This is a genomic window from Mycobacterium sp. IDUB_37 (assembly GCF_055419245.1).
On record NZ_JBVAXG010000014.1, the window covers coordinates 131,709 to 153,259 of the forward strand.

General features: G+C 65.5%; 22 protein-coding genes. 14 read left to right on the forward strand and 8 right to left on the reverse strand.

Features of this window, described 5'->3' with window-relative positions:
* Nucleotides 1–3: 3 nt before the first annotated feature.
* The gene (locus tag ACZY1I_RS30470) at nt 4–576 is read left to right on the forward strand and encodes a rhodanese-like domain-containing protein (protein ID WP_463761178.1); all 573 of its coding nucleotides are present in this window, start codon (nt 4–6) and stop codon (nt 574–576) included.
* A gap of 11 nt (nt 577–587) precedes the next feature.
* Here ACZY1I_RS30470 and ACZY1I_RS30475 read toward each other — a convergent pair whose 3' ends face one another.
* Nucleotides 588–1,943, reverse strand: coding sequence for an MBL fold metallo-hydrolase (locus ACZY1I_RS30475; protein WP_463761179.1), 1,356 nt, complete (start codon nt 1,941–1,943; stop codon nt 588–590).
* Between the two features lie 52 nt (nt 1,944–1,995).
* Here ACZY1I_RS30475 and ACZY1I_RS30480 point away from each other — a divergent pair, with 52 nt between their 5' ends.
* The 4 genes from ACZY1I_RS30480 (at nt 1,996) to ACZY1I_RS30495 (ending at nt 4,776) form a co-directional block, all read left to right on the forward strand.
* Complete coding sequence (locus ACZY1I_RS30480; protein ID WP_463761181.1) at nt 1,996–2,793, forward strand: hypothetical protein; 798 nt, start codon at nt 1,996–1,998, stop codon at nt 2,791–2,793.
* A gap of 25 nt (nt 2,794–2,818) precedes the next feature.
* Nucleotides 2,819–3,604, forward strand: a complete 786-nt coding sequence (locus ACZY1I_RS30485; RefSeq protein WP_463761183.1) for a DUF1906 domain-containing protein — start codon at nt 2,819–2,821, stop codon at nt 3,602–3,604.
* A gap of 7 nt (nt 3,605–3,611) precedes the next feature.
* A complete protein-coding gene (locus ACZY1I_RS30490) occupies nt 3,612–3,845 on the forward strand; it encodes a hypothetical protein (RefSeq protein ID WP_463761185.1) in 234 nt (77 codons plus the stop codon).
* Nucleotides 3,846–4,011: 166 nt separating this feature from the next.
* Nucleotides 4,012–4,776 (forward strand): STAS domain-containing protein, encoded by a 765-nt coding sequence (locus ACZY1I_RS30495; protein WP_463761187.1) that lies wholly within the window; start codon nt 4,012–4,014, stop codon nt 4,774–4,776.
* 57 nt (nt 4,777–4,833) lie between these two features.
* Here ACZY1I_RS30495 and katG read toward each other — a convergent pair whose 3' ends face one another.
* Both katG and ACZY1I_RS30505 read right to left on the reverse strand, forming a co-directional pair.
* On the reverse strand, nt 4,834–7,014 hold the full coding sequence (gene katG, locus ACZY1I_RS30500; protein ID WP_463761189.1) for a catalase/peroxidase HPI: 2,181 nt from the start codon (nt 7,012–7,014) through the stop codon (nt 4,834–4,836).
* A gap of 48 nt (nt 7,015–7,062) precedes the next feature.
* Nucleotides 7,063–7,503: a Fur family transcriptional regulator gene (locus ACZY1I_RS30505; RefSeq protein WP_463761191.1), complete on the reverse strand. Its 441-nt coding sequence runs from the start codon at nt 7,501–7,503 to the stop codon at nt 7,063–7,065.
* A gap of 110 nt (nt 7,504–7,613) precedes the next feature.
* Here ACZY1I_RS30505 and ACZY1I_RS30510 point away from each other — a divergent pair, with 110 nt between their 5' ends.
* On the forward strand, nt 7,614–8,438 hold the full coding sequence (locus ACZY1I_RS30510; protein ID WP_463761194.1) for an alpha/beta fold hydrolase: 825 nt from the start codon (nt 7,614–7,616) through the stop codon (nt 8,436–8,438).
* Here the strand turns inward: ACZY1I_RS30510 and ACZY1I_RS30515 are convergent.
* Nucleotides 8,428–8,898 (reverse strand): SRPBCC family protein, encoded by a 471-nt coding sequence (locus tag ACZY1I_RS30515; protein ID WP_463761197.1) that lies wholly within the window; start codon nt 8,896–8,898, stop codon nt 8,428–8,430. The two genes, ACZY1I_RS30510 and ACZY1I_RS30515, sit on opposite strands and share 11 nt — an antisense overlap.
* Complete coding sequence (locus tag ACZY1I_RS30520) at nt 8,895–9,590, reverse strand: DUF899 domain-containing protein (protein WP_463761198.1); 696 nt, start codon at nt 9,588–9,590, stop codon at nt 8,895–8,897. Before ACZY1I_RS30520 ends, ACZY1I_RS30515 begins: the two co-directional genes overlap by 4 nt.
* Nucleotides 9,591–9,723: 133 nt before the next feature.
* Between ACZY1I_RS30520 and ACZY1I_RS30525 the strand changes: the two genes are divergently transcribed.
* From ACZY1I_RS30525 to ACZY1I_RS30535, 3 genes are all read left to right on the forward strand, one after another.
* On the forward strand, nt 9,724–10,587 hold the full coding sequence (locus ACZY1I_RS30525) for a cyclopropane mycolic acid synthase family methyltransferase (RefSeq protein ID WP_463761255.1): 864 nt from the start codon (nt 9,724–9,726) through the stop codon (nt 10,585–10,587).
* Between the two features lie 117 nt (nt 10,588–10,704).
* Entirely contained in the window at nt 10,705–10,986 is a 282-nt protein-coding gene (locus ACZY1I_RS30530; RefSeq protein WP_463761202.1) for a hypothetical protein, read from the forward strand.
* Between the two features lie 125 nt (nt 10,987–11,111).
* A complete protein-coding gene (locus ACZY1I_RS30535; RefSeq protein ID WP_463761204.1) occupies nt 11,112–11,774 on the forward strand; it encodes a class I SAM-dependent methyltransferase in 663 nt (220 codons plus the stop codon).
* A gap of 114 nt (nt 11,775–11,888) precedes the next feature.
* Here the strand turns inward: ACZY1I_RS30535 and ACZY1I_RS30540 are convergent, their stop codons facing one another.
* The 3 genes from ACZY1I_RS30540 to ACZY1I_RS30550 are packed head-to-tail and all read right to left on the reverse strand — an operon-like array spanning nt 11,889 to nt 14,978.
* Nucleotides 11,889–12,965, reverse strand: coding sequence for a prenyltransferase/squalene oxidase repeat-containing protein (locus ACZY1I_RS30540; protein WP_463761209.1), 1,077 nt, complete (start codon nt 12,963–12,965; stop codon nt 11,889–11,891).
* A complete protein-coding gene (locus ACZY1I_RS30545; RefSeq protein ID WP_463761213.1) occupies nt 12,952–13,728 on the reverse strand; it encodes a class I SAM-dependent methyltransferase in 777 nt (258 codons plus the stop codon). Before ACZY1I_RS30545 ends, ACZY1I_RS30540 begins: the two co-directional genes overlap by 14 nt.
* Nucleotides 13,722–14,978: a glycosyltransferase family 4 protein gene (locus ACZY1I_RS30550; RefSeq protein WP_463761215.1), complete on the reverse strand. Its 1,257-nt coding sequence runs from the start codon at nt 14,976–14,978 to the stop codon at nt 13,722–13,724. Before ACZY1I_RS30550 ends, ACZY1I_RS30545 begins: the two co-directional genes overlap by 7 nt.
* Before the next feature lie 212 nt (nt 14,979–15,190).
* On the opposite strand from ACZY1I_RS30550, the gene ACZY1I_RS30555 reads away from it, so the two are divergent.
* The 5 genes from ACZY1I_RS30555 (at nt 15,191) to ACZY1I_RS30575 (ending at nt 21,493) form a co-directional block, all read left to right on the forward strand.
* Nucleotides 15,191–15,697: a hypothetical protein gene (locus tag ACZY1I_RS30555; RefSeq protein ID WP_463761218.1), complete on the forward strand. Its 507-nt coding sequence runs from the start codon at nt 15,191–15,193 to the stop codon at nt 15,695–15,697.
* 10 nt (nt 15,698–15,707) lie between these two features.
* On the forward strand, nt 15,708–16,517 hold the full coding sequence (locus tag ACZY1I_RS30560) for a lysophospholipid acyltransferase family protein (protein ID WP_463761220.1): 810 nt from the start codon (nt 15,708–15,710) through the stop codon (nt 16,515–16,517).
* Between the two features lies 1 nt (nt 16,518).
* Nucleotides 16,519–16,953 carry a hypothetical protein gene (locus ACZY1I_RS30565; RefSeq protein WP_463761222.1) on the forward strand — a complete coding sequence of 145 codons (435 nt, stop codon included), beginning with the start codon at nt 16,519–16,521 and terminating at the stop codon, nt 16,951–16,953.
* A 218-nt stretch (nt 16,954–17,171) separates the two neighbouring features.
* A complete protein-coding gene (locus tag ACZY1I_RS30570) occupies nt 17,172–18,569 on the forward strand; it encodes a PPE family protein, SVP subgroup (protein WP_463761227.1) in 1,398 nt (465 codons plus the stop codon).
* 395 nt (nt 18,570–18,964) lie between these two features.
* Nucleotides 18,965–21,493, forward strand: coding sequence for a PE family protein (locus ACZY1I_RS30575; protein ID WP_463761230.1), 2,529 nt, complete (start codon nt 18,965–18,967; stop codon nt 21,491–21,493).
* Nucleotides 21,494–21,551 lie beyond the last annotated feature (58 nt).

The window sequence follows — 21,551 nt, forward strand, 5'->3', positions numbered from 1 at the left end:
GCCATGAATGCACCGGCCACAGCCACGATCAACGCAACCGAACTGGAACAGCTACTCGGCTCGTCCACGCCGCCTCGCGTGGTGGACGTGCGAACGCCCGCCGAGTTCGAGACTGCACACATCGCCGGGTCCTACAACGTGCCGCTCGACGTGCTGCGCGACCACCCGTCCGAGATCATCGAGCACCTCACGGACGACATCGTGCTGGTCTGCAAGTCCGGCCAGCGGGCAGCGAAGGCAGGGGAGTTGCTGCGAGATGCCGGTGCGCCCGCCGGTCGGGTCTTGGAGAAGGGGTTCACCGCTTGGGAGGGCAACGGGTCGGCCGTCGACCGGGGCACGCAACGTTGGGAACTCGAGCGGCAGGTGCGACTGGTCGCCGGATCGATCGTGTTGTCGTCGGTGCTCGGCAGCGTCCTGGCGCCGAAGCTGAAGTGGCTGGCCGCCGCGGTCGGCGGTGGACTGACATTTGCCGCCGTCACCGACACCTGCGCGATGGGCACCGCACTGTCGAAACTGCCGTACAACCGCGGTGCCGCTTCCGATGTCGAGTCCATCGTGACCGAACTCAGCACCTAGCAACTGTTGGGTCAGTCCGGGGCGGTCAACCCGAGTTCTTCGGCCGCCCCGTACTTGTCGTCCACCATAACGGTTGTGTGGCCGTGCTTGTCCAGGATCGACGCCGCGACTGACGCGCGGTACCCGCTGGCGCAGTGCACCCAGATCTCACCGTCAGGCAGTTCGTCGCGACGGCGGGTCAGTTCGTGCACGGGGATGTTGATCGCGTTCCGCACGTGCCCGTCTTGAAACTCGTCGTTGCGACGCACATCCAAAACGAAAACGTCGTCGCGATGAATCTCGTCGGTGAGGGACGCGAAGCTGGCGACTTGATACGAGCGTAGCCGCGATTCACCGGCCAACTCCTGAATGCCTCCGGTTGCCGCCCCGCGCACGTCGTCGACTCCGATACGTACGAGTTCCCTTTGCGCCGTTGCGATCTGGTCGGCATCGTCACCGATGAGGGTCAATGGTTCACCCCATGCGTACAGCCAACCGAGGTAGGTCAGGAAAGAGTCGGACAGTTCGAATCCGTACGAGCCACCGAGGTGGCCCGCGGCGAAGGCGGTTCGGGAGCGGAGATCTACTACCCATTCGCCCGCTTCGATTCGGCGCCGTAATTCAGCGGGGTCGACGGGTGCGGGCGCCGACAGATCAACCGGCTCAGGTCCTTTGCGATTGATCACGCCCATGTGCTCGTAATAGGCGGGGAACTCCGACAGGCTATCCAGCAACTCCTGCACGAAGGTCTCTTCGTCCCGGGTCAGGGCCGGATTGGTTTCGCGCTGCTCGCCCACCGTGGAAAAGTCGCGGCCAGAGGCGTCTGCCGAGCAGAAACTCCCGAAACCGTGCGTCGGGTACACCTCGGCGTCGGCGGGAAGTTCGGACGCCAGCCTTCGCACCGAGCGGTACTGATCGACGCTGAGGTCGTGGGCGTGGTCCTCACCGAGTAGATCAGTGCGCCCGGTGGTGTCGAAAAGCATTGAGCCGCCCGTGAATACAGCTATAGCCTGACCGTCTTCATTGTTGAGCACGTAGCTGACGTGCTCGCGGGTATGACCGGGGGTGTGCACAACACGCAAGCTGAAGGTGCCGGCGTCGATCACATCTCCGTCGCCGACCCTACGAGCGGGGTAGCCGACCTTGTCGTCACTGCGGGGGATGATGTATTCGGCGCCCGTCAAGTTGGACAGCTCCAGCCCGCCGGTGACGTAATCGTTGTGCAGGTGTGTTTCCAGCACATGACTGATGCGGTTGCTGTGGTCACCGAGGAGTTGTGTCACGCGATCGACGTCGCGCTGTGGATCGATCACCACGGCCGCCTGTTCGTCGATGACTATGTAGCTGCGATCGCCCAGGCTCGACGTTTCGATGACTTCTACCCGCATGCGTTCCCTGTACCCGGGGACGGCGCTGAGCATGCGCAGGGATCATGGCGTCATGGCCGACGACGAGCTCGACACCCTGTATGCGGCGCCGCCGGAAGGGTTCACCAAACAACGCACCGAGCTGGCCAAAGCGGCCAAACAGCGCGGTGACGCCGCAGCCGCGAAACGCATCTCTGCCGCTCGCAGACCCACCACGGCGGCGTGGCTGGTCAACCGATTAGCAATCGAAAACCAACAAGCACGGCAACGTCTGGCCGATCTTGGCGAAGACCTGCGCAACGCTCATGCGGCGATGGACGGCGACCGCATCCGGGAGCTGTCCGCTCACCAGCACCGATTGATCAAGGAGCTGACCCGGGCAGCATTCGACGCCGCCGACATCAAGAACCCATCGGGAACGCAACGCGACGATGTCGCGGGCACGCTGCAGGCCGCAATAGCTGACCCAGAAGTCCGAGCGCGGTTGGGCCGGTTGGCCAAAGCTGAACGGTGGTCTGGCTTCGGCGAGTTCGGCGACGTCGCGCCCGTATCGAACGCCGCCCGAACCAAGACCGCGCGCGAGAAACCCGGGCCTGACAAAGAGGCCGAGGCCGCCCGCGCGCGGCGCGAAAAGTTGACGGAGGCCGTGGCCAAAGCCGAACGCGCACAGGCCGCGGCCGACCGCATTGAGACGGAACGACAGGCTGAGCGTGACGCGGCGGCACTGCGCCGAGACGAGGCGTCAGCCAGCCTCCGCGAGGCCGAGCGCGAGTTGAGCGGCGCTGAAGAGAGCTACCAGAAAGCACATCGGGCCGGCGAAGTGGCCGGCGAAGCGGTGAAGCAGGCGCGGGCAGACCTGAAGCGGGCCTGAACACGCTCTTTGTTACCATCGCGCGATGCCCGAATCGGCTGGGCCTCGTGGCCAACGCGCTGTCTCACGACGCGAAGTTTTCAAGTATGCGTTCACTCCGGTTTTGCTCGGCACCGCCGCCATGGCGGCAACCGCCGAAGCTCCGAAAGCGTCGGCGGCGGCGACTACGCTGATCGACTTCGCCGAGCGCAGGATTCCGCCCGCGGAGATCAAAGCGGCCGGCTACGACGGGGTGGTGAACTACGTGTCCGCCGAGCGACCGGGCGCACACTTCGAGGCCAAACCCATCACCCGCGACTACGCCGACTCGTTGCGTGCTGCGGGTCTGCAGATCGTCAGCAACTATCAATACGGTAAGCCGGGCTGGCCTGACTCACCCTCGGACTACACCCGCGGGCACGACGGCGGGGTCGCCGACGCCCAAACCGCGCAGGGCTACCACGCCGCCGCGGGTGGTCCCGCGACTGCACCGATCTTCTTCAGCGTCGATGAGGACATCGATCACGACACCTGGAATACCGTTGCGCTGCCGTGGCTTCGAGGTATCAATTCGGTTTTGGGCGTCGGCCGCACCGGCGTCTACGGGAGCTATCAGGTGTGCGGGTGGGCGATCAGCGACGGCGTCATCGGCAACTCGACCACACCGGGCCACCGCTGGGCGTGGCAAACCATCGGGTGGTCGCACGGGCAGCGTGAGGCCGCGGCGGTGCTGTACCAGAGAGTGCTGGACGGCCCGGTCCTCAATGGCATACGCGTGGACGTCGACGATGTTCTGGCCGCCGATTTCGGGCAGTGGGACCTCAGTCGGTGAGAGCCAGGTGAGCAAGACGGCCGCTCGCGCCGGCGCGGTCAGTGCAGTGCTGGCGGCCACGGTCCTGGTCGTCTCGGCGTGCGGATCGACGGACTCCCCGGCACCTTCAACGACGGGACGCACCACCACCCTCGCCGCGTCCAGTGCTGCGCTGCCGCAAGCGACGAACTCGACCACGCTGACGAGCAGATCTCCATCGCCGCCGTCACCACGGCGTGGCATTCTGGGGGCGACTCGATAGTCGTGACTTCGTTTCGCTAGCAAATATCGACACATTACGAAAACCAGCGGCCTGATATCGATTTGTTTCCGACCAAAGTCCCGTTTTTGCTGGTCCCAGCCCCGAAGAAAGTGCAGAATTAGTACTAAGGGGATCAAAATCGGGGTGGTCAGCAATGTTGGGAACAGTGACGGACTTACAAAGTCGTCTGGAAGTATCGCCGTCGGCAATGGACGGTGTGGTGGTGTTGACCGTCACGGGTCTGCTCGATTCCACCACCTACATGAAGCTGCGCAGCGCTGTCGTCAAGGCCGCCGCCGATGAGCCCCTGGCACTCGTCGTCGAGGTCACCGACCTGACGGTGCCAGCCGGCTCAGCGTGGGCGGTGTTCACCAGTGCGCACTGGCAGATCAGTGCTTGGCGTGAGGTGCCGATGGTCCTGGTGTGCGAACATCAGGCCGGTCACGACGAGATCCGCCACAACGGCCTAACGCGGTACCTCCGGTTGTATTCGTCGCTATCCGAGGCGGTTGCGGGCGTGCCGCGCTCAGCCGCTCCGATCCGACGCCGCGCCCGGGCCGAACTGCGCTGTGGGCCCGCCAGCGTGAACCAGGCGGAGCGTCTCGTCACAGAATGGCTCACGCAGTGGTCGCTGCCCGGGTTCATCGCGGCGGCCACGACAGTCGTGACGGTGTTCATGGAGGATGTCCTCGGCAAAGCCTGCGGCGCCACCGTGCTGCTGCGATTGGAAACCAACGGCACCAGCCTCACCGTCGCCGTTGATGACGCCAATCCCGACCCCGCGGACCTTTGCGACACCGCGGAGGCGCTGCCGGGCGTGTCGGGCCTGGAACTCGTTCGAGTCCTGAGCCGGGCGTGGGGCAACACCCCCACTGATACCGGAAAGACGGTATGGGCGGTCATCGGGCCACCGGACCGCGTTCACCAATAGACGAGCGACACCCCGCGAACTCGTCGCCCGCGGGGTGTCGTGGTCAGGGTCGTTCAATCAGGTCAGGTCGAACCTGTCGTTGTTCATCACCTTGACCCAGGCGGCAACGAAGTCCTCGACGAACTTGCCCTGGTTGTCGTCCTGTGCGTACACCTCGGCCAGCGCGCGCAGCACTGAATTCGAGCCGAATACAAGGTCATTGGCGGTCGCGGTCCACTTCGCGGCACCCGTCGCCCGATCGGTGCCCTCGTAGACGTTCTCCGCGGTCTCCGACGGCTTCCACACCGTGCCCATGTCGAGCAGGTTGACGAAGAAGTCGTTGGTCAGCACGCCCGTCTTGTCAGAGAACACACCGTGCTTGCTGCCGCCGTGGTTGGCGCCCAATGCCCGCAACCCGCCGATGAGTACCGTGAGCTCCGGCGCGGTGACGCCCAACAGGTAAGCGCGCTCCAGCAACAACTGCTCGACCGGCGCCTTCTCGCCGGGTTGTACGTAGTTGCGGAAACCGTCGCCCCGCGGTTCGAGCACCGCGAACGACTCCACATCGGTGTCCTCCTGAGTGGTGTCGGTACGGCCGGGCACAAAGTGCACCGAGATCTCGTAACCGCCGTCCTTGGCGGCCTTCTCCACTCCCGCGGACCCGGCCAACACGATCACGTCGGCCAGCGAGATCTTCTTGCCGCCGGCGGCGGAACTGTTGAAGTCCTGCTGAATCCGCTCGAGAACGGGTAGCACCTGGTCCAGCTCGGAGGGCTCGTTGACCTCCCAGTTGCGCTGCGGTTCCAGACGCAACCGTGCCCCGTTGGCGCCACCGCGTTTGTCGGTGTTGCGGTAGCTTCCCGCCGCCGACCAGGCGGTCTTGACCAGCTGAGGAACGGACAGGCCGGACTCGAGCACCTTGGCCTTCAGCGCCGCGACATCCTGCTCGTCAACCAGCGGGTGGTCAACGGCCGGAACCGGGTCCTGCCACAGCTGCGGCTCGGGAACCCACGGACCGAGGTACCGCGAAATCGGCCCCAGATCGCGGTGCAGCAGCTTGTACCAAGCCTTGGCGAACGCCTCGGCCAGCTGGTCGGGGTTGTTGAGCCAACGCTGCGTGATTTCCCGGTAAATCGGGTCTTCCCGCAACGAGACGTCGGTGACCAGCATCGTCGGAGCGCGGCTCGGTCCACCGAAGGGGTCTGGGATAGTCCCCGCTCCGGCGCCATCCTTCGCGGTGTACTGAAATGCCCCGGCCGGGCTCTTGGTCAGCTCCCACTCATAGCCGTAGAGCGTCTCCAGGAAGGTGTTGTCCCACTTCGTCGGAGTGGGCGTCCAGACGACCTCGAGGCCACTGGTGATGGCGTCCTTGCCACTTCCGGTGCCGTAGGTGCTCTTCCAGCCCAGCCCCTGCTGTTCGATCGGGGCGCCCTCCGGCTCGGGTCCGACATCGTCCCCGCTGGCGCCGTGTGTCTTGCCGAAGCTGTGACCGCCCACGATGAGCGCGGCAGTCTCCTCGTCGTTCATGGCCATCCGGCCGAACGTCTCCCGGATGTCGTGCGCGGCAGCAACAGGATCCGGTTTGCCCTCTGGGCCTTCCGGATTCACGTAGATCAGACCCATGGTGGTGGCACCGTAGGGCTCAGCCAGATCGCGCTTGCCCGAGTAACGCTTATTGGTGCCCAGCCAGGTGTCCTCTTCGCCGAACAGAATCTCTTCGGGCTCCCACACGTCGGTACGGCCGAAGGCGAACCCGAAGGTCTGGAATCCCATGTCCTCGAGCGCCACATTTCCGGCGAGGAGCAGCAGGTCTGCCCAGGAGATCTTGTTCCCGTGCTTCTTCTTGACCGGCCACAGCAGCCTGCGCGCCTTGTCCAGGCTCGCGTTGTCCGGCCAACTGTTCAGCGGGGCGAACCGCTGCAGGCCCTGACCGCCGCCGCCGCGGCCGTCGAAAATTCGGTAGGTACCGGCCGCGTGCCAGCTCATCCGGATGAAGAATCCCCCGTAGTGGCCGTAGTCGGCCGGCCACCAGTCCTGCGAGGTGGTCAGGACCGAGACGAGGTCGGCCTTGAGCGCGTCGACGTCGAGTTTGGCGAACTCCGCGGCGTAGTCGAAGTCGTCGCCCAGCGGGTTGGCCTGAGGCGAGTGCGGGTGAAGTTTAGCTACGTCGACCTGGTTGGGCCACCAGTCCTGGTTGGTTCGGGGCGCGTCTGATGCCGGCGTCGGCGACGGGATTGCCGGGTTTTCGCTGTCGGACACAACATTCCTTCCGGGTTATTTGAAACGGGCTGCGATCACGGGTTGTGATCAGGAATCGGTACTCGAGCAATCAGGGCATACGCCCCAGTAGATGACCTCGGCCTCGTCAAGAACGAAGCCGTCGAGGACATTGCCGTCGTCTGATGGAGTCAGACACGGAGCGTCGCCGACCGCGCAGTCGATGTCGGCGATGACTCCGCAGGATCGGCAGACCACGTGGTGGTGGTTGTCGCCGACACGTGATTCATAGCGCGCCACCAGCCCGGACGGCTGGATACGCCGGAGCATACCCACCGCGGTCAGCGCATTGAGTACGTCGTACACCGCCTGGCGGGACACATCGGGCAAGCCCTGTCGCACCGTGGAGAAGATCGTCTCGGTGTCGGCGTGGGGGTGAGCGCACACCGCCTCCATCACCGCGATCCGGGGACGCGTCACCCGCAAATCCGCCAAGCGCAACTGCTCGGCGTAATCCTGGGCTGAGGACACAACCCCCATAGTTCGCGCTTATCTGGAGTCAGTCAAGACTTTGTCGCGAGGTAATCTTCTCATTCTGCGGCCGATTTGTAACGGGCACCGAGCACCCGAGAGGAGCGGCGATGCACCGAGTGCAGTGGACGCCGTCCGGGGTCAGGATGCGACTGCAGGCCGGCGGCGAGGGCGATATCGACTGGCTCTTCCTGCCCGGCGGCCCGGGAATCGGTTCGGAGAGCTTGCGAGAACTTATCGACGCCGTCGACGTGCCGGGTCGCTCGTGGTTGGTCGATCTGCCGGGGGATGGGTCCAACATCGACGCCCCGGGGGCGCCCGATGATCCGTACCCGCTGTGGCCGCAGGTACTGCTCGAAGCGGCCCAGGCCGTCGACAACCCGGTCTATGTCGGACATTCCACTGGGGGCGAATACCTGCTCGCCACACCGGCTTTGGCCGGACAACTGGCGGGCCTGGTGCTGATCAGCACCGCCCCGGACGCCTCCTGGATGCCGGTGTTCGAGGAGATGGTCAGCAACGATCCGTTGCCGGGCGTCGAAAACGCCGATGCGCGTTATGAATCCGAACCGACAGTCGAGAATCTGCGGGCCGTCGCCGTCGAATCTGCGCCGTGGAACTTCGTCGGCGACGCGGTGGCCACCGGCGCGGAGTTGCTGTCGCGCATGCCCTATAACCCGGACGCCGTGCGTTGGTCCGCCGAAAATTTCGATCGCGACTACGAATTGGCTTGGTGGCCAGCTACATTACCCGTCTTGATCGTGAGCGGCGCCGAGGACCGCATCGTCACCCAGTCGCTGTGGCGCCCTCAGCACTTCCACACCGGGAACGTGATCTGGCATGTCATCGCCGACGCGGGCCACTTCCCGTGGATCGAACGGCCCGCGGCGGTGCGGGATGCGTTCGCCGAACTGACGCTACGTATCAAGAGGTGACCGCACGGTCCAGGCTGGCCAGCGAAGCGGCGAGATAGTCCTCGGTAAATATCGGCATCCCACCGACTTGGTCGCGAAATGCCTGAGGTGTGTCCGTCCAGTCGTAGGTGAGGGTGACGTCGGTGCGATCGCCGTTCGGAGCGAGGTCGTAGCGCCAGAACCAGCCGCCCGGATCGTGCGCACCAGAGTCATCGAGCTGGCCCGTGCACCAGGCGATGGCCCGGTCTTTCTCGAAGACGGTGACCACGTTGTAAGCGACGTAGTCGCCGCCCGCGGCTTCGAGATACATGTTCATGGCGAACATCTGACCGGTGCCGGTGATCGGTGCAGCGTCCACCGCGTCGCGAACCCAGTCGCCGGGCTCGGTATTGGAATGACGGGCCGGATCGGCCAGTAGCGCAAAGATTTCGGCCGGCGATGCGGCAATCGTCTGCGTTGCGACGTAACTCTCGTTGCTCATCCGTTGTCCTTCGGTCCGTATGCGGCGCCGATGCCGGGCGAGTCGAGCCAACCGGAGTAGGTGGGCCGAGAGGGCCAGCCCGGCGGCGAATCAAGCCATTCCTCTTGGCGACCCCACGGCAGGATGTCGATCAAGCCGAACGAGTGGCTGAGTTGCTCGGTGCCGCGGCCGGCCGTGTGCCAGGTGCGATACACAGAGTCCCCGTCGCGCAGGAAGACGTTGACTCCGAAACCCCCTCCGGGCGGCGCGTCCACGTCGGCAGCGAACGGGCTGTCCGACGACGAGTACCAGTCCATCTGGTTGCCGACTCGGCGCTTGTAGGCCAGTGCCTCGTCGATCGTGCCAGTGGTGACAATGACGAACCGGGCGTCGTAGCTCTCCAGGAACTCCAAGCGGGTGAACTGCGATGTGAAGCCCGTGCATCCGGGGCACTGCCACTGTGCGCCGGGTGACCACATGTGGTTGTAGACGATGAGCTGCGAACGGCCCGCAAACACATCCTGGAGACGCACGGGACCGTCGGCGCCGATCACGGTGTATTCGGGCAGCTCGACCATCGGCAGGCGGCGCCGTTGGGCCGCGATGGCGTCCAACTCGCGGGTCGCCGCCTTCTCGCGTTTACGCAGCTCATCGAGCTGGGCCCGCCACGTCTGATGATCAACGGTGGGTGGCAGGGCGTGGGTATCGGGCATGACTCCAACCTCTCTCGGTCGAACGTTTCCGCTTTTCATAGGTATGACCGTTGGCGGGCAGAGAACTCATCGGGACCGGCAACTGACAGTCGATTCGTCGTTTGTGGCGGTCACGCCAGGGAATTCGCCTGGCATGGCTAAGCACCTGAAGCCCCACTTCGAAGACGTACAGGCACACTACGACCTGTCCGACGAATTCTTCCGGCTGTTCCTCGATCGCACCCAGACCTACAGCTGCGCGTATTTCGAACGCGACGACATGACGCTCGAGGAGGCCCAGCTGGCCAAGATCGACCTGTCACTGGGCAAGCTGGGGTTGCAGCCGGGTATGACCCTGCTCGACATCGGCTGCGGCTGGGGTGCCACGATGCGCCGCGCCATGGAGGAGTACGACGTCAACGTCATCGGACTGACCCTGTCCAAAAATCAAGCCTTGCATGTACAGCGGACCTTCGACGAGATGGACAGTCCGCGCAGCAGGCGGGTGCTGCTGCACGGCTGGGAAGAGTTTTCCGAACCCGTTGATCGGATTGTGTCCATCGGCGCGTTCGAGCATTTCGGCCATGACCGCTACGACGACTTCTTTGCGCTGGCCTACAAGATCCTGCCGGCCGACGGGGTGATGCTGCTACACACAATCACCGCGCTGAGCCGAGATCAGCTCGCGCAATCCGGCCTGCCCATATCGATGAACATCATCCGCTTCGTCAAGTTCATCATCACCGAGATCTTCCCGGGCGGACGGTTGCCGGATGTCGACATCGTCGCGAAGCATTCCGCTGCCGCCGGTTTCACGCTGACGAAACGACAGTCGCTGCAGCAGCACTACGCCAAGACCCTCGATCTTTGGGCCGAGGCCCTCGCGGCGCACCGGGACGAAGCCGTCGCCGCCCAGTCAGAAGAGGTCTACCAGCGCTACATGAGATATCTGACCGGCTGCGCGGACAATTTCCGCACCGGCTATATCGACGTCAATCAGTTCACGCTGGAAAAATAGCCACAGCGTCTCGGTCGGTCGTACTCTCGCGCGTTTGGGAACTGACGTTGCGGTGTATAGATAGCTACGGCTCCGCGATAGCAAACCTGACCCTGACCCTTGAAAGGCACCACGCTGATGATCAAGCCCCTCGCCCCCGTGGGTATCGTCATTGCCGCGCTGATGTTCAGCGGCTGTTCGCCCTCAGAGGTCATCAACACCGGCGGCGACACCAAATGCAAGGATTTCGTCTCCCAGGACGACAAGAAGCAGAGCAGCGAGGTCAGCAAGATGCTCAAGGACAAGAGCGGAGCTGACCCGACTTCACTGGAAATCAATGCAACGAGCGCTTCGGTGAAGATTTACTGCCAGACGCTGGGCAAGCCGGACAGCAAAATCTCGGAGGCTCCGCACGGCTAGCTGCGGGTCGGCCGTTTGGCGATAACGAGCCGGACGGCTGTCCAGCTGGGCCGTCTCTGAGAATCGCCCAGCAAGGACAATGACCACTGTGTCGGCGCTCTTTTGGCGACCGATAGGTTCAACTGATGAGCGAAGAGAACACCGACTCCACCGAGCGGTTGTTCGCGCTCGCCCAGCAGGTGCGGGGCTTCATGCCCGATCATGAGGGCAGGGCGCTGTACGACGCTGCGGTCCGATACCTGGCCGGTGGCGTCGGTGTCGAGATCGGCACCTACTGCGGCAAGTCGGCGTTGCTGCTCGGCGCTGCGGCGCAGCAAACCGACAGCGTGCTGTACACGATCGACCACCACCACGGCTCCGAGGAGCATCAGGTCGGCTGGGAGTACCACGACGCGTCGCTCGTCGACGAAGTGACGGGACTCTTCGACACGTTGCCGACATTTCGCCGAACCCTTGATGGCGCCGGTCTCGACGACCACGTCGTCGCCGTCGTGGGCAAGTCACCGATCGTCGCGCGGGGGTGGCGTTGCCCGCTGCAATTCCTCTTCATCGACGGCGGGCACACCGAGGCTGCCGCTGCCCGCGACTTCGACGGGTGGGCCAAGTGGGTCGCCACCGGTGCGGCGCTCGTCATCCACGACGTATTCCCCGACCCGAACGACGGCGGCCGCGCTCCGTACCAAATTTATTGTCGCGCTTTAGATTCCGGCCAATTCCGGGAAGTGGGAGCGACGGGTACGCTGCGGGTGCTCGAACGCACCGGCGGTCAGGCCGGCGAGCAGATCTAGTCGCGATCGCCAGCGCGGCGGCCCGCCGCGTGCAGCGGGTCGCGACCATCGGACCGTCGCGATCGCCAGCGCGGCGGCCCGCCGCGTGCAGCGGATCGCGACCATCGGACCTACTTAACGGCCAGGCCCGGTAGCAACGCATTCGCAGTCGAAGTCGGTCTGCAGCCCCATCGGCAGCGCGTCGCCGCGAAAGATCCCGGCGCCCGCCGTGGTGTCGGAGAGTGCATCCGCCGCCAGGATCATGGCGGCACCCGTCCAGGTGGTTCGCTCTTCCGGCCAACGCTTTCCGTCCGCGAACACCAGACCCGTCCAGTAGGAACCGTCGTCCTCGCGCAGGTGCTGCATCGCGCTGAATTGCCGGTGGGCCGCGGACCGGTGACCGATCGCGTCCAGCGCCATGACGAGCTCACACGTCTCCGCACCGGTAACCCAGGGCCGATCGGCCACACAGCGAATGCCGATACCGCCCACCACAAAGTCGTCCCAGCGCTCCCGAATGCGCGCTGCCGCAGCCGGACCCCGAAGCGCACTACCCAAAATGGGGTAGTACCAGTCCATCGAGTAGCGGTCCTTCTCGGTGAAGGCCTCAGGGTGCGCGACGATCGCGTGGCCCAACCGGCCGAGTGCGAGTTCCCACTCGGGTTGCGGTTCACCGATCAAGGCCGCGAGCGCCAGCGCGCAGCGAATGCTATGGAATATGCTGGCATTGCCGGTCAGCAGAGCTTCCGGAAGGGGGCCTTCTTCGCTTCTGGCCCAACAGATTTCGCCATAGCCGATCTGCAGGTCCATGACGAAATCGATTGCCTTCTGCACTACCGGCCACATCGTGGCGGCGAATGCCCTGTCGCCCGTGACGAGCACATGGTGCCAGACGCCGGTGGCGATGTAGGCGCAGAAGTTGCTGTCGCTGTTGGCGTCCTCGACGATGCCCGAACGAATCTGGATGGCCCAGGAGCCATCTGGCCGCTGCATTCGACGGCACCAGTCGAACGCCGCCCGCGCCGGTTCGAGCAGACCGGCCGCGGTCAGCGCCATGGCGTTCTCCAAGTGGTCCCACGGGTCGGTATGGCCGCCCGAAAACCAGGGGATAGCACCCGATGGCTCCTGCGCGGCGGCGATCGAACGCGCGGTCTGCCGGCACTGCTCGGCAGTGAGGACGCCCGCTACGGCCGGCGGGTTACCCCGACGCAACTGAATATCCCAATGTGGCCTGGGCCTCCGCCGCGTGCTGTGAGTCCTTCTGGACGGACTTCGTGAAATAGATCGCCACGCTCTTGCCCACCAGCGGGTTGAGCACCGATTCGGCGATCTGGGTGATCTTCGGCCGCTGCATCAGATCCCACACCAGCAGCTTGTGATAGGTGGTCACCGCGCGATGGTCGGTGTTCGACACTCCGACAGCGCATTTCAGCCACCAGAACGGCGAGTGCAGCGCATGCGCATGATGCGTGTGCGTCAATTCCATTCCGCGGCCGGCGATTTTGTCTCGCAGTGCACTGGCTCGGTAGATGCGGACGTGGCCGCCCTCGTTGCTGTGGTATTCATCGGACAGTAACCAGCAGACTCGCTCGGGAAGCCACCGCGGCACGCTGACCGCCAGTGTGCCGCCGACTTTGAGAACTCGGACCAGTTCGGCGATCGCGGCGTCGTCGGAAGGAATGTGCTCCAGGATCTCCGAGGCAATGACGCAGTCGAACGTCTCGTCCGCATAGGGCAGGTTGAGCGCGTCGCCGCGAACCACCTTGGCCGAAGCCGTTTCCGGCGCCTCGCCGGTCTCGGCCATTGCGCGCAGAATGCCGTCCACGGACCGCAAGTCGTCAGCGTTCTGGTCGAACGCAATCACATCGGCACCGCGCCGATACGCTTCGAAAGCGTGCCGGCCCGCGCCGCAACCCACGTCGATCACCGTCGTGCCGGGTCCGATACCCAGTCGGTCGAAATCAACGGTCAGCATTGCGCCTCGCCTCCGGTGCCGGCTCGTCGGTCAATCGCGCGCTGGTAGATCTGAACGGTCTGCGCGGCCACCGCTTCCCAGCTGAACACGTTGACAGCGCGTGCCCGTCCGGCCCGGCCCAGGCTGCGGCGCTTCTCCGGCGAATCGAGCAGCTTCCCGAGAGCCGCGGTCAGTGCGTCGACGTCGGCGGGGGCCACCAGTTCGGCGCAAGAACCGTCGGTACCAACAACTTCGGGCAGCGCGCCAACTCGGCTGGCCACTATCGGCGTTCCACTCGCCATCGCCTCCACCGCGGGCAACGAAAACCCTTCGTAGAGCGACGGAATGCACGCAACCTCGGCCGAGGCGAACAGCGCGGCGAGCTCGGCGTCCGGAAGTCCACTGGCGATGTGAACGATGTCGGAGATACCGAGTTCGGCGATCAGTTTGTGCGTGGGGCCGTTGGTTTCGACCTTGGCGACCAGACGCAATTCGAGATCCCGATTGATCCGCAGCTTCGCGATCGCGTGCAGCAGGGTGCTGACGCCCTTCAGCGGGGTATCGGCACTCGCGATCGCGATGACCCGGCCCGGTTGCCGTGCAGCGGAACCCGGCTTGAACAGTTCAGTGTTCACACCCAGCGGGACCACATGCAATTGCTCGCGCAAGACGGCGAAGTCACTGACTATGTCGTCTGCCGAGGACGACGAGACGGTCAGCAGGTCCGGAATCTGGCGGGCGACTTGCTTCTGCATGCCGGAAAACCCATACCAACGGTGCACCAACGGTTTCCGCCACCACTTCGCGGCGGCCAGGTCCAACAGCCGATCACGCGTGATGGGGTGGTGCACGGTCGCCACCACCGGCATCCCCGATCCGGCGATGGTGAGCAGACCGGTGCCGAGGCTCTGATTGTCGTGAACGACGTCGAAGTCCGCGGCACGGCCGGCCAGGAGTCGGGCCACCCGCATGGTGAACGTGCGTGGCTCCGGAAACCCCGCGGTCCACATGGTGGCAAGTTCCAGCATGTCGATCGAGTCACGGATCTCGCTGGGACGCGGCACCCGGAACGGGTCCGGTTCCCTATACAGATCGAGGCTTGGCACCTTGGTCAGGCGAACCCGGGGATCGAGCAGTTCCGGGTAGGGCTGACCGGAGAAGACCTCGACGTAGTGACCGAGATCTACCAGGCCGCGGCTGAGGTGCCGCACGTAGACACCCTGCCCGCCGCAGTGATCTTTACTCCGGTAGGACAGCAGAGCTATTCGCATACACAACCTTTCGCAACCAGCGATCGACCGGGGAAAGGGGCCCGTCCCATTGCAGTCAGCGGACCCGCGTACGACGAGACGGACGACGCGACAGCAAACTGGACATGTGTCCAGATTATAGTTCGCTCAACTAAAGGACGCAAACGGAGCCCCGAAAACACCACAACCCGCTGTTACCGTGCGCAGTGAAACCGAAACCACCAGGGAGAAGCATGCGAAGCAGCAGCTACGCCTTTGCGACGGCAACGATGATGATCGCGCTGGCCGCGTCCGCATGCGGTAGTTCCTCCAACTCGGGTACCACCACCATTTCCACGTCGACCGGGGCCACGACCGTCTCGTCCCAACGTACGGTTACGACGACGGCTGGCGCGAACGCAACCCTGCAGGCGCTGATACCCACCCCGGCCAGTGCATCGCGGACTGACGGTCCCGATGCCCTCCAAGAAGATGGCATCCACATTCACTTCCTGGTCAATGGGTCCCCGACCGATGTGATGGGTGCGTACAAGACCGCGCTCGAAGTCCAAGGCTGGGCGGTGACCGTGGAAAGTTCCGGCCGATCCGGTGGGGGCGGGGGAGCGACGTACACCGGAACCAACGGCGGTGCGTTCGGAGTCTTCACCGGCGGTGGCTACGGGAACGCGACCGACATCGACGCTTGCGCCTGGCCGGCCAAGCATTCCACTGACAAATGCGGCCACGGGACCGGGCGCTAGTGTCAACGAGATGACGGCGCAACGTATCCCAAAGGAACTTCGCCACCGCGATCCGGAATTCATCCGCGCCGTCCTGCCCCCGCTGTGGTTGGCGGCGACAGTGTGGTTCCGCGCCGAAGTCCACGGCTTCGAGAACGTTCCCGATGAGCCGGTGCTGTTCGTCGGAAACCACAGCGGCGGTGGCGCCACCCCCGACACCTTTGTCTTCCTGCTCGCCTACAACACCTATTTCACCGTTGAAGGCCGGCCCTTGTATGCGCTGGCGCACGACACCATCACCGCCGCACCTGGCATCGGGACGTTGACCCGAAAGCTCGGTGTGGTTCCGGCGGCCAACTCCTTCGCCGAGCGTGTCTTCGCCAGCGGCGGCTCGGCGCTGGTCTATCCGGGCGGCGACGTCGAGGCACTGCGGCCCTGGCGCGAACGGAACAGGATCGTCTTCTCTGGCCGCAAGGGATTCCTGCGCTTGGCCCACCGCGCCGGCGTCAAGATCGTCCCGGTGGTTGCTGCGGGCGGCCATGACACCCTGTTCGTCCTCAACGACGGTCGTCGCACGGCCCAGCTGTTGAGATTGGACAAGCTGGCCCGGGTGAAGAGCATGCCGATGACACTCAGCGTGCCCTGGGGTCTATCTCCGCTACCGCTGCCGCAATTCCCTCTACCTGCAAAGATCCGCATGCAGGTGCTCGAGCCAATCGACCTGCAGGAACGTTTCGGAGAGGACCCGGATTGGGATCGCGCCTACGACTATGTCACCAGCGCCATGCAGGTCGGATTGTCCAAACTGGCCAGCAAGACCATCATCCCGATGATCCGGTGACATGACTCAGACAGTTACGGTCACCCGTCACCTCCGCTGCCCCTTCGAAACGAGCAGCACATTCGTCACCGACCCGCACAGTCTGTTCCCCGAGGTATCCACCTTCACCCGGTGCCGATTCGTCAAAAGCCGGGACGACGGCGAACTGTGGGATGTCTTCATGGACGGCGGCACCATTCAACTCGGTGGTCGAGTGCTGATCAAACACCCCACCGGGAGTCTGCTGACGTGGCGGTCCGTGCAGGGAACCCGGCACTCGTTCTCGGCCCTGGTGGAGCAGGAAGGAGACGGCAGCCGCCTCACACTGACCTTGACATTCACGACTTCCGGGTTCGGTATCGCTCGGATCAGTGAGTGGATCGGGCGCGGTCTGGTCGGACGCAGCCTGGACGCTGCCGTCGAGGAAATTCGCCACCACCTGGAATTCGAGAGGTAGTTGACGCGCCGCTGCGGTGAAGATCACGTGGCGAGGGCAAAAATCACGCGGCTTCAATATGGTTTATTTGTAAAGGATATGCAAACGGCGCAGAAACTTGCCGTTGAGTAGACCGCGTGTTATTACGATCTCCGCTCAAGCCTCTCGGGCATGAGGGTGCCGTTCGACCAAGGGCGGACGGGTCCAGATCATCCGTCCAATCGACCGGAGGAGTCGCCATGGACTTTGCGATGCTGCCGCCTGAGATCAACTCCACCCGGATGTATACCGGCCCTGGCTCGGGGTCGATGCTGGCCGCGGCGTCGGCGTGGGATGAACTCGCGACCGAGCTGTACGCAACGGCAAGCCTCTACGAGTCCGAGATCACCGCATTGACGGCCGGGCCGTGGGTGGGGCCGTCATCAATATTGATGGCGGCGGCGGCCTCCCCGTACGTCGAGTGGATGAGAACCGCGGCCGCCCAAGCCGAGCAGACGGCCGGCCAGGCCGCTGCGGCGGCGGCCGCCTATGAAACCGCTTTCGCCGAGACGGTGCCACCACCGGTGGTCGCAGCCAACCGCGCGCTAATTATGGCGCTGACCGCGACGAACTTCTTCGGACAGAACACGCCGGCGATCGCCCTGCTCGAAACTCAGTACGCCGACATGTGGGCGCAAGACACGTCCGCCATGCAGGGCTACGCGGGTGCATCCGCGTCGGCGACGACACTGACCCCGTTCAATGAACCGTCGTCCAGCACCGCGCCGGCCGGCTTGTCGAACCAGGCCGCCGCGGTGGCCCAAGCCGCCGAAACCGACGCGGGAGGCGTGCAGAGCGCCGTCAGTTCGGCCCAGCAAACACTGTCCGCGGTCCCCAATGCGCTGTCCACCTTGGCGAATCCGGCCGCAATCGGCGATGCGCTGGGGCCGCTGGATGTGATCGACCTTCTGTCCGACCTGAGCGGCCTGTTCGTCGACCCCGAAATCGGCACGGCCGGGCTGACACTAGACGGGATTCTGGCCGGCACGGCGTTGCCGTACGACATCAACGGTTACTTCGTCGGCGTGCATACCGACGACATCGTGAGTGGGTGGGCCGGCGTCCCGACTTGGCCGGGACCACAGTTGCCGTCCCCGATTTCATCGCCAGAGGTAAATGTTGCACCACTGTCGGCAGGCCTTGGCCAAGCCGCGACCGTCGGATCGCTGTCAGTGCCGTCGGGTTGGACGACCGCGGCCCCGGCCACGCGACTGGCCGCGTTGGCGTTGCCGGCTACCAGCGTCGGCGCGACAGCAGAGGCCTCCGCGGCCGGCGCAGGGAGCGTTTTCGCCCAGATGGCGCTGGCGGGGATGGCCGGGCGCGCGATGGCCGGCACGGCCGCGACCGGTGGTTCCGCCGGGCCCCGCGTGCGGGAACGGGCCGGCGTCGCGACCAAGCGCGGCGCGCAGGCGCCAGCAGCGACCGATGCCCCTTCGGAGCCGAAGGACGAGTCGGCGACGTCACGACCGCAGCTTCCGCCAGGCGGACCGATCACCAGCATCGCTGCCGAACTGCGGGAGCTGGCTTCGCTGCGCGACGCCGGAATCCTGACCCAAGAGGAATTCACCGACCAGAAGCGGCGCCTGCTCCCACAGTGAATCCTCGGCTGATGGTCGGCAGCTTGCAGGCATAACAGGTGCTTCTCCCGCTCAGTCTTCGACCTCGATTACGAACACCGGCCAATTAAACGCGTCCCAGGCGATGGCTGTTTCGTTTCACGGATCTGCAATTCGCGCCATGGATGAAAATGCGGTCGGCGCCGGTAATAACGCGATTTGCTGCTCATTCAAGAGTCCTCCCTTGGGGTTAGGATCGGCGGCGACCGATGTGTGGCGAAATCGCAAGAAAAGACCAATTGCACGGTTCGGGGCATTTTCGGGGAAAGTCAGTTTGTTTTTGCCGGTTGCAAGTCATCTTCGTATCGTTTAGCTGAACTTGACCGGGGGGGTTTTCACGACTCTTGGGTCGTGTCTGAGGGATAAACGGGGTCCCGATGTCATTTCTGATCGCAGCACCTGACGTGCTCAGTGCCGCCGCTTCGAACTTGGCTGGTATCGGCTCGACGCTCGAGTCGGCCAACGCCAGCGCGGCCGGCTCGACCACCAGCCTCTTGGCGGCGGCCGAAGACGAGGTATCCGCCGCAATCGCGGCCGTCTTCGTCGTGCACGGCCAGACGTATCAAGCCGTCAGCGCACAAGCTGCGGCGTTCCACGGTCAGTTCCTGCAGAGCCTGTCGGTAGGCGCGGCGTCGTACGCCACCGCCGAGACCACCGTGGCCGGTCCGCTGCAGCCATTTCTGGACGTGATCAACGCACCGACACAGGCATTATTGGGCCGCCCGCTGATCGGCGATGGCATCAACGGCGTCGACGGGACCGGTGGCGCCGGCGGAGCAGGCGGACTGCTGTACGGCAACGGTGGCCGGGGTGGTTCGGGAGGCACCGGACAAGCGGGTGGCGCGGGAGGGTCTGCCGGCCTGATCGGCAACGGCGGTGCTGGTGGCGTGGGCGGATCGTCTGGCGCGGCCGGCGCCTCCGGTGGAGCCGGCGGCAGCGGCGGCATCTTGTTCGGCAGTGGCGGGGCCGGCGGCACCGGCGGCTTCGGCGGTACCGGAACCGGAGGCCTCGGCGGCGGCGGCGGGGCGAGCGGACTGCTGTACGGCAACGGTGGATCGGGTGGCGCGGGTGGCGGCTCCACTGCCGGTGGCGGGGGCGTAGGCGGCGACGGCGCGACTGCAGGGGTGATCGGCAACGCTGGGACCGGCGGCGCCGGTGGTAACGGAGGAGGCACCGGCGCCGGCGGAGCGGGTGGCACCGGCGGTGACGCTTTGCTCGGCGTCGCGGGTGCCGGCGGTGCCGGTGGCAGCGCGAACGGTACCGGGGTAGGCGGCGGCGGCGGCGTCGGCGGCAACTCGTACGTACTCGGCCTCGGCGGTGCCGGTGGCGCCGGCGGCAACAGCGTGGGCGCCGATGCGGGAGCCGGTGGTGCCGGTGGCACGGCCTTTGCGGTCGGCTTCGGCGGCGACGGCGGTAACGGAGGCATCAGCGCAGGCGGCTTCGGCGGTGCCGGCGGCGCGGGAGCCGCCGGCGGGCTGCTGCTCGGCAGCGGTGGGCACGGCGGCGCCGGTGGCGCGAGCACCGGCCTGATCGGGGCCGGCGGGGCTGGTGGGGGCGGCGGCAACGCCTGGTTGCTGGGCGAAGGTGGTTCGGGCGGAGCCGGAGGCAGCAGCCTGAACGGCGCCGGCGGCGCCGGCGGTGTCGGCGCGGGCAGTGGAGTCCTTTTTGGTAGTGGCGGATCTGGCGGAAACGGTGGCAGCACTGCCCAACTCAATGGCGCACCCGGAAATGGCGGCACCGCCGGCAACGCCGGACTGTTCGGCAGAGGCGGTAATGGTGGGGCTGGTGGCGCATCCAATAACGCCCTCGGTGGCTTCGGCGGTAATGGCGCCCTCGGCGGTAACGGTGGTTTCCTGCTCGGCAGCGGTGGCCACGGCGGAAAGGCAGGCATCAGCGCGGCAGGCACCGACGGCATCGGCGGCGGCGGCGGCAACGCCTGGATATTCGGCAACGGCGGCGACGGCGGCAACGGCGTACTCGGCGGCAACGCCGGGCGGGCCGGTCTACTGATCGGCCACGGTGGTGACGGTGGAACGGCCCGTAACGGTGCCAACGGCGGCTTCCTATACGGCGACGGCGGCGACGGCGGCGACGGCGGCACCGAACTCGGCGCCAACGGTGGGAGCGGTGGTAGGTCCTGGCTGTTCGGCGTCGGCGGAAGCGGGGGTGCCGGCAGCATCGGCCGCACCGGCGTTTTTGCTGGAGGCGGCTTTGCGGGCGGTGCCGGCGGTGCGGCCGGGTTCATCTACGGCTTCGGTGGTACCGGCGGGGCCGGAGGCAACGGAGCGGTTGGAACTCTCGGACTGGCGGGCGGCACGGGTGGCCTCGGCGGGGTCGGCGGCGCCGCCACACTGTTCGGGACCGGTGGGTTCGGCGGTCAGGGCGGTCAGGGCGGTGCCATAGGTACCGGCTTGGCTGGCGGCGCGGGCGGGCACGGAGGTAATGCTGGTCAGAGCGGGTTCTTCGGCGGCAACGGAGCGGGTGGCGGATACGGCGGCTTCGGTGGGGACGGCGGTGTTCTAGGCGTTGGCGGCGCTGGTGGCGGGGGTGGTGACGGCGCGTCGACGGTTCTGTTCGGCAACGGTGGGTCTGGCGGCGTCGGCGGCGGTGCCGGCGCCGGCCTGAACGCAGTTGGCGCGGGTGCTACCGGGGGGCACGGCGGTGGCGCAGGTAACAGCGGATTCATCTTCGGCAACGGTGGCGGCGGCGGAACCGGCGGCCCCGGCGGCAACAACGCAAGCCCGGCCAACCCAGGCGGCGAGGGCGGTTTCGGCGGTAACGGAGGCAACGTCACCTTCATCGGACGCGGAGGAATCGGTGGCGTCGGCGGCGTCGGCGGCGTTGGCGTGCCGATCGGGAGTACCGGGTCTATCGGAAGCTCCGGCCGCAACGGACTGTTCGGTTGATGCGGTCGGCGCGCGGTGAGCGATTTCGATTTCGATTGACGCAAGTCGTCATCGACTA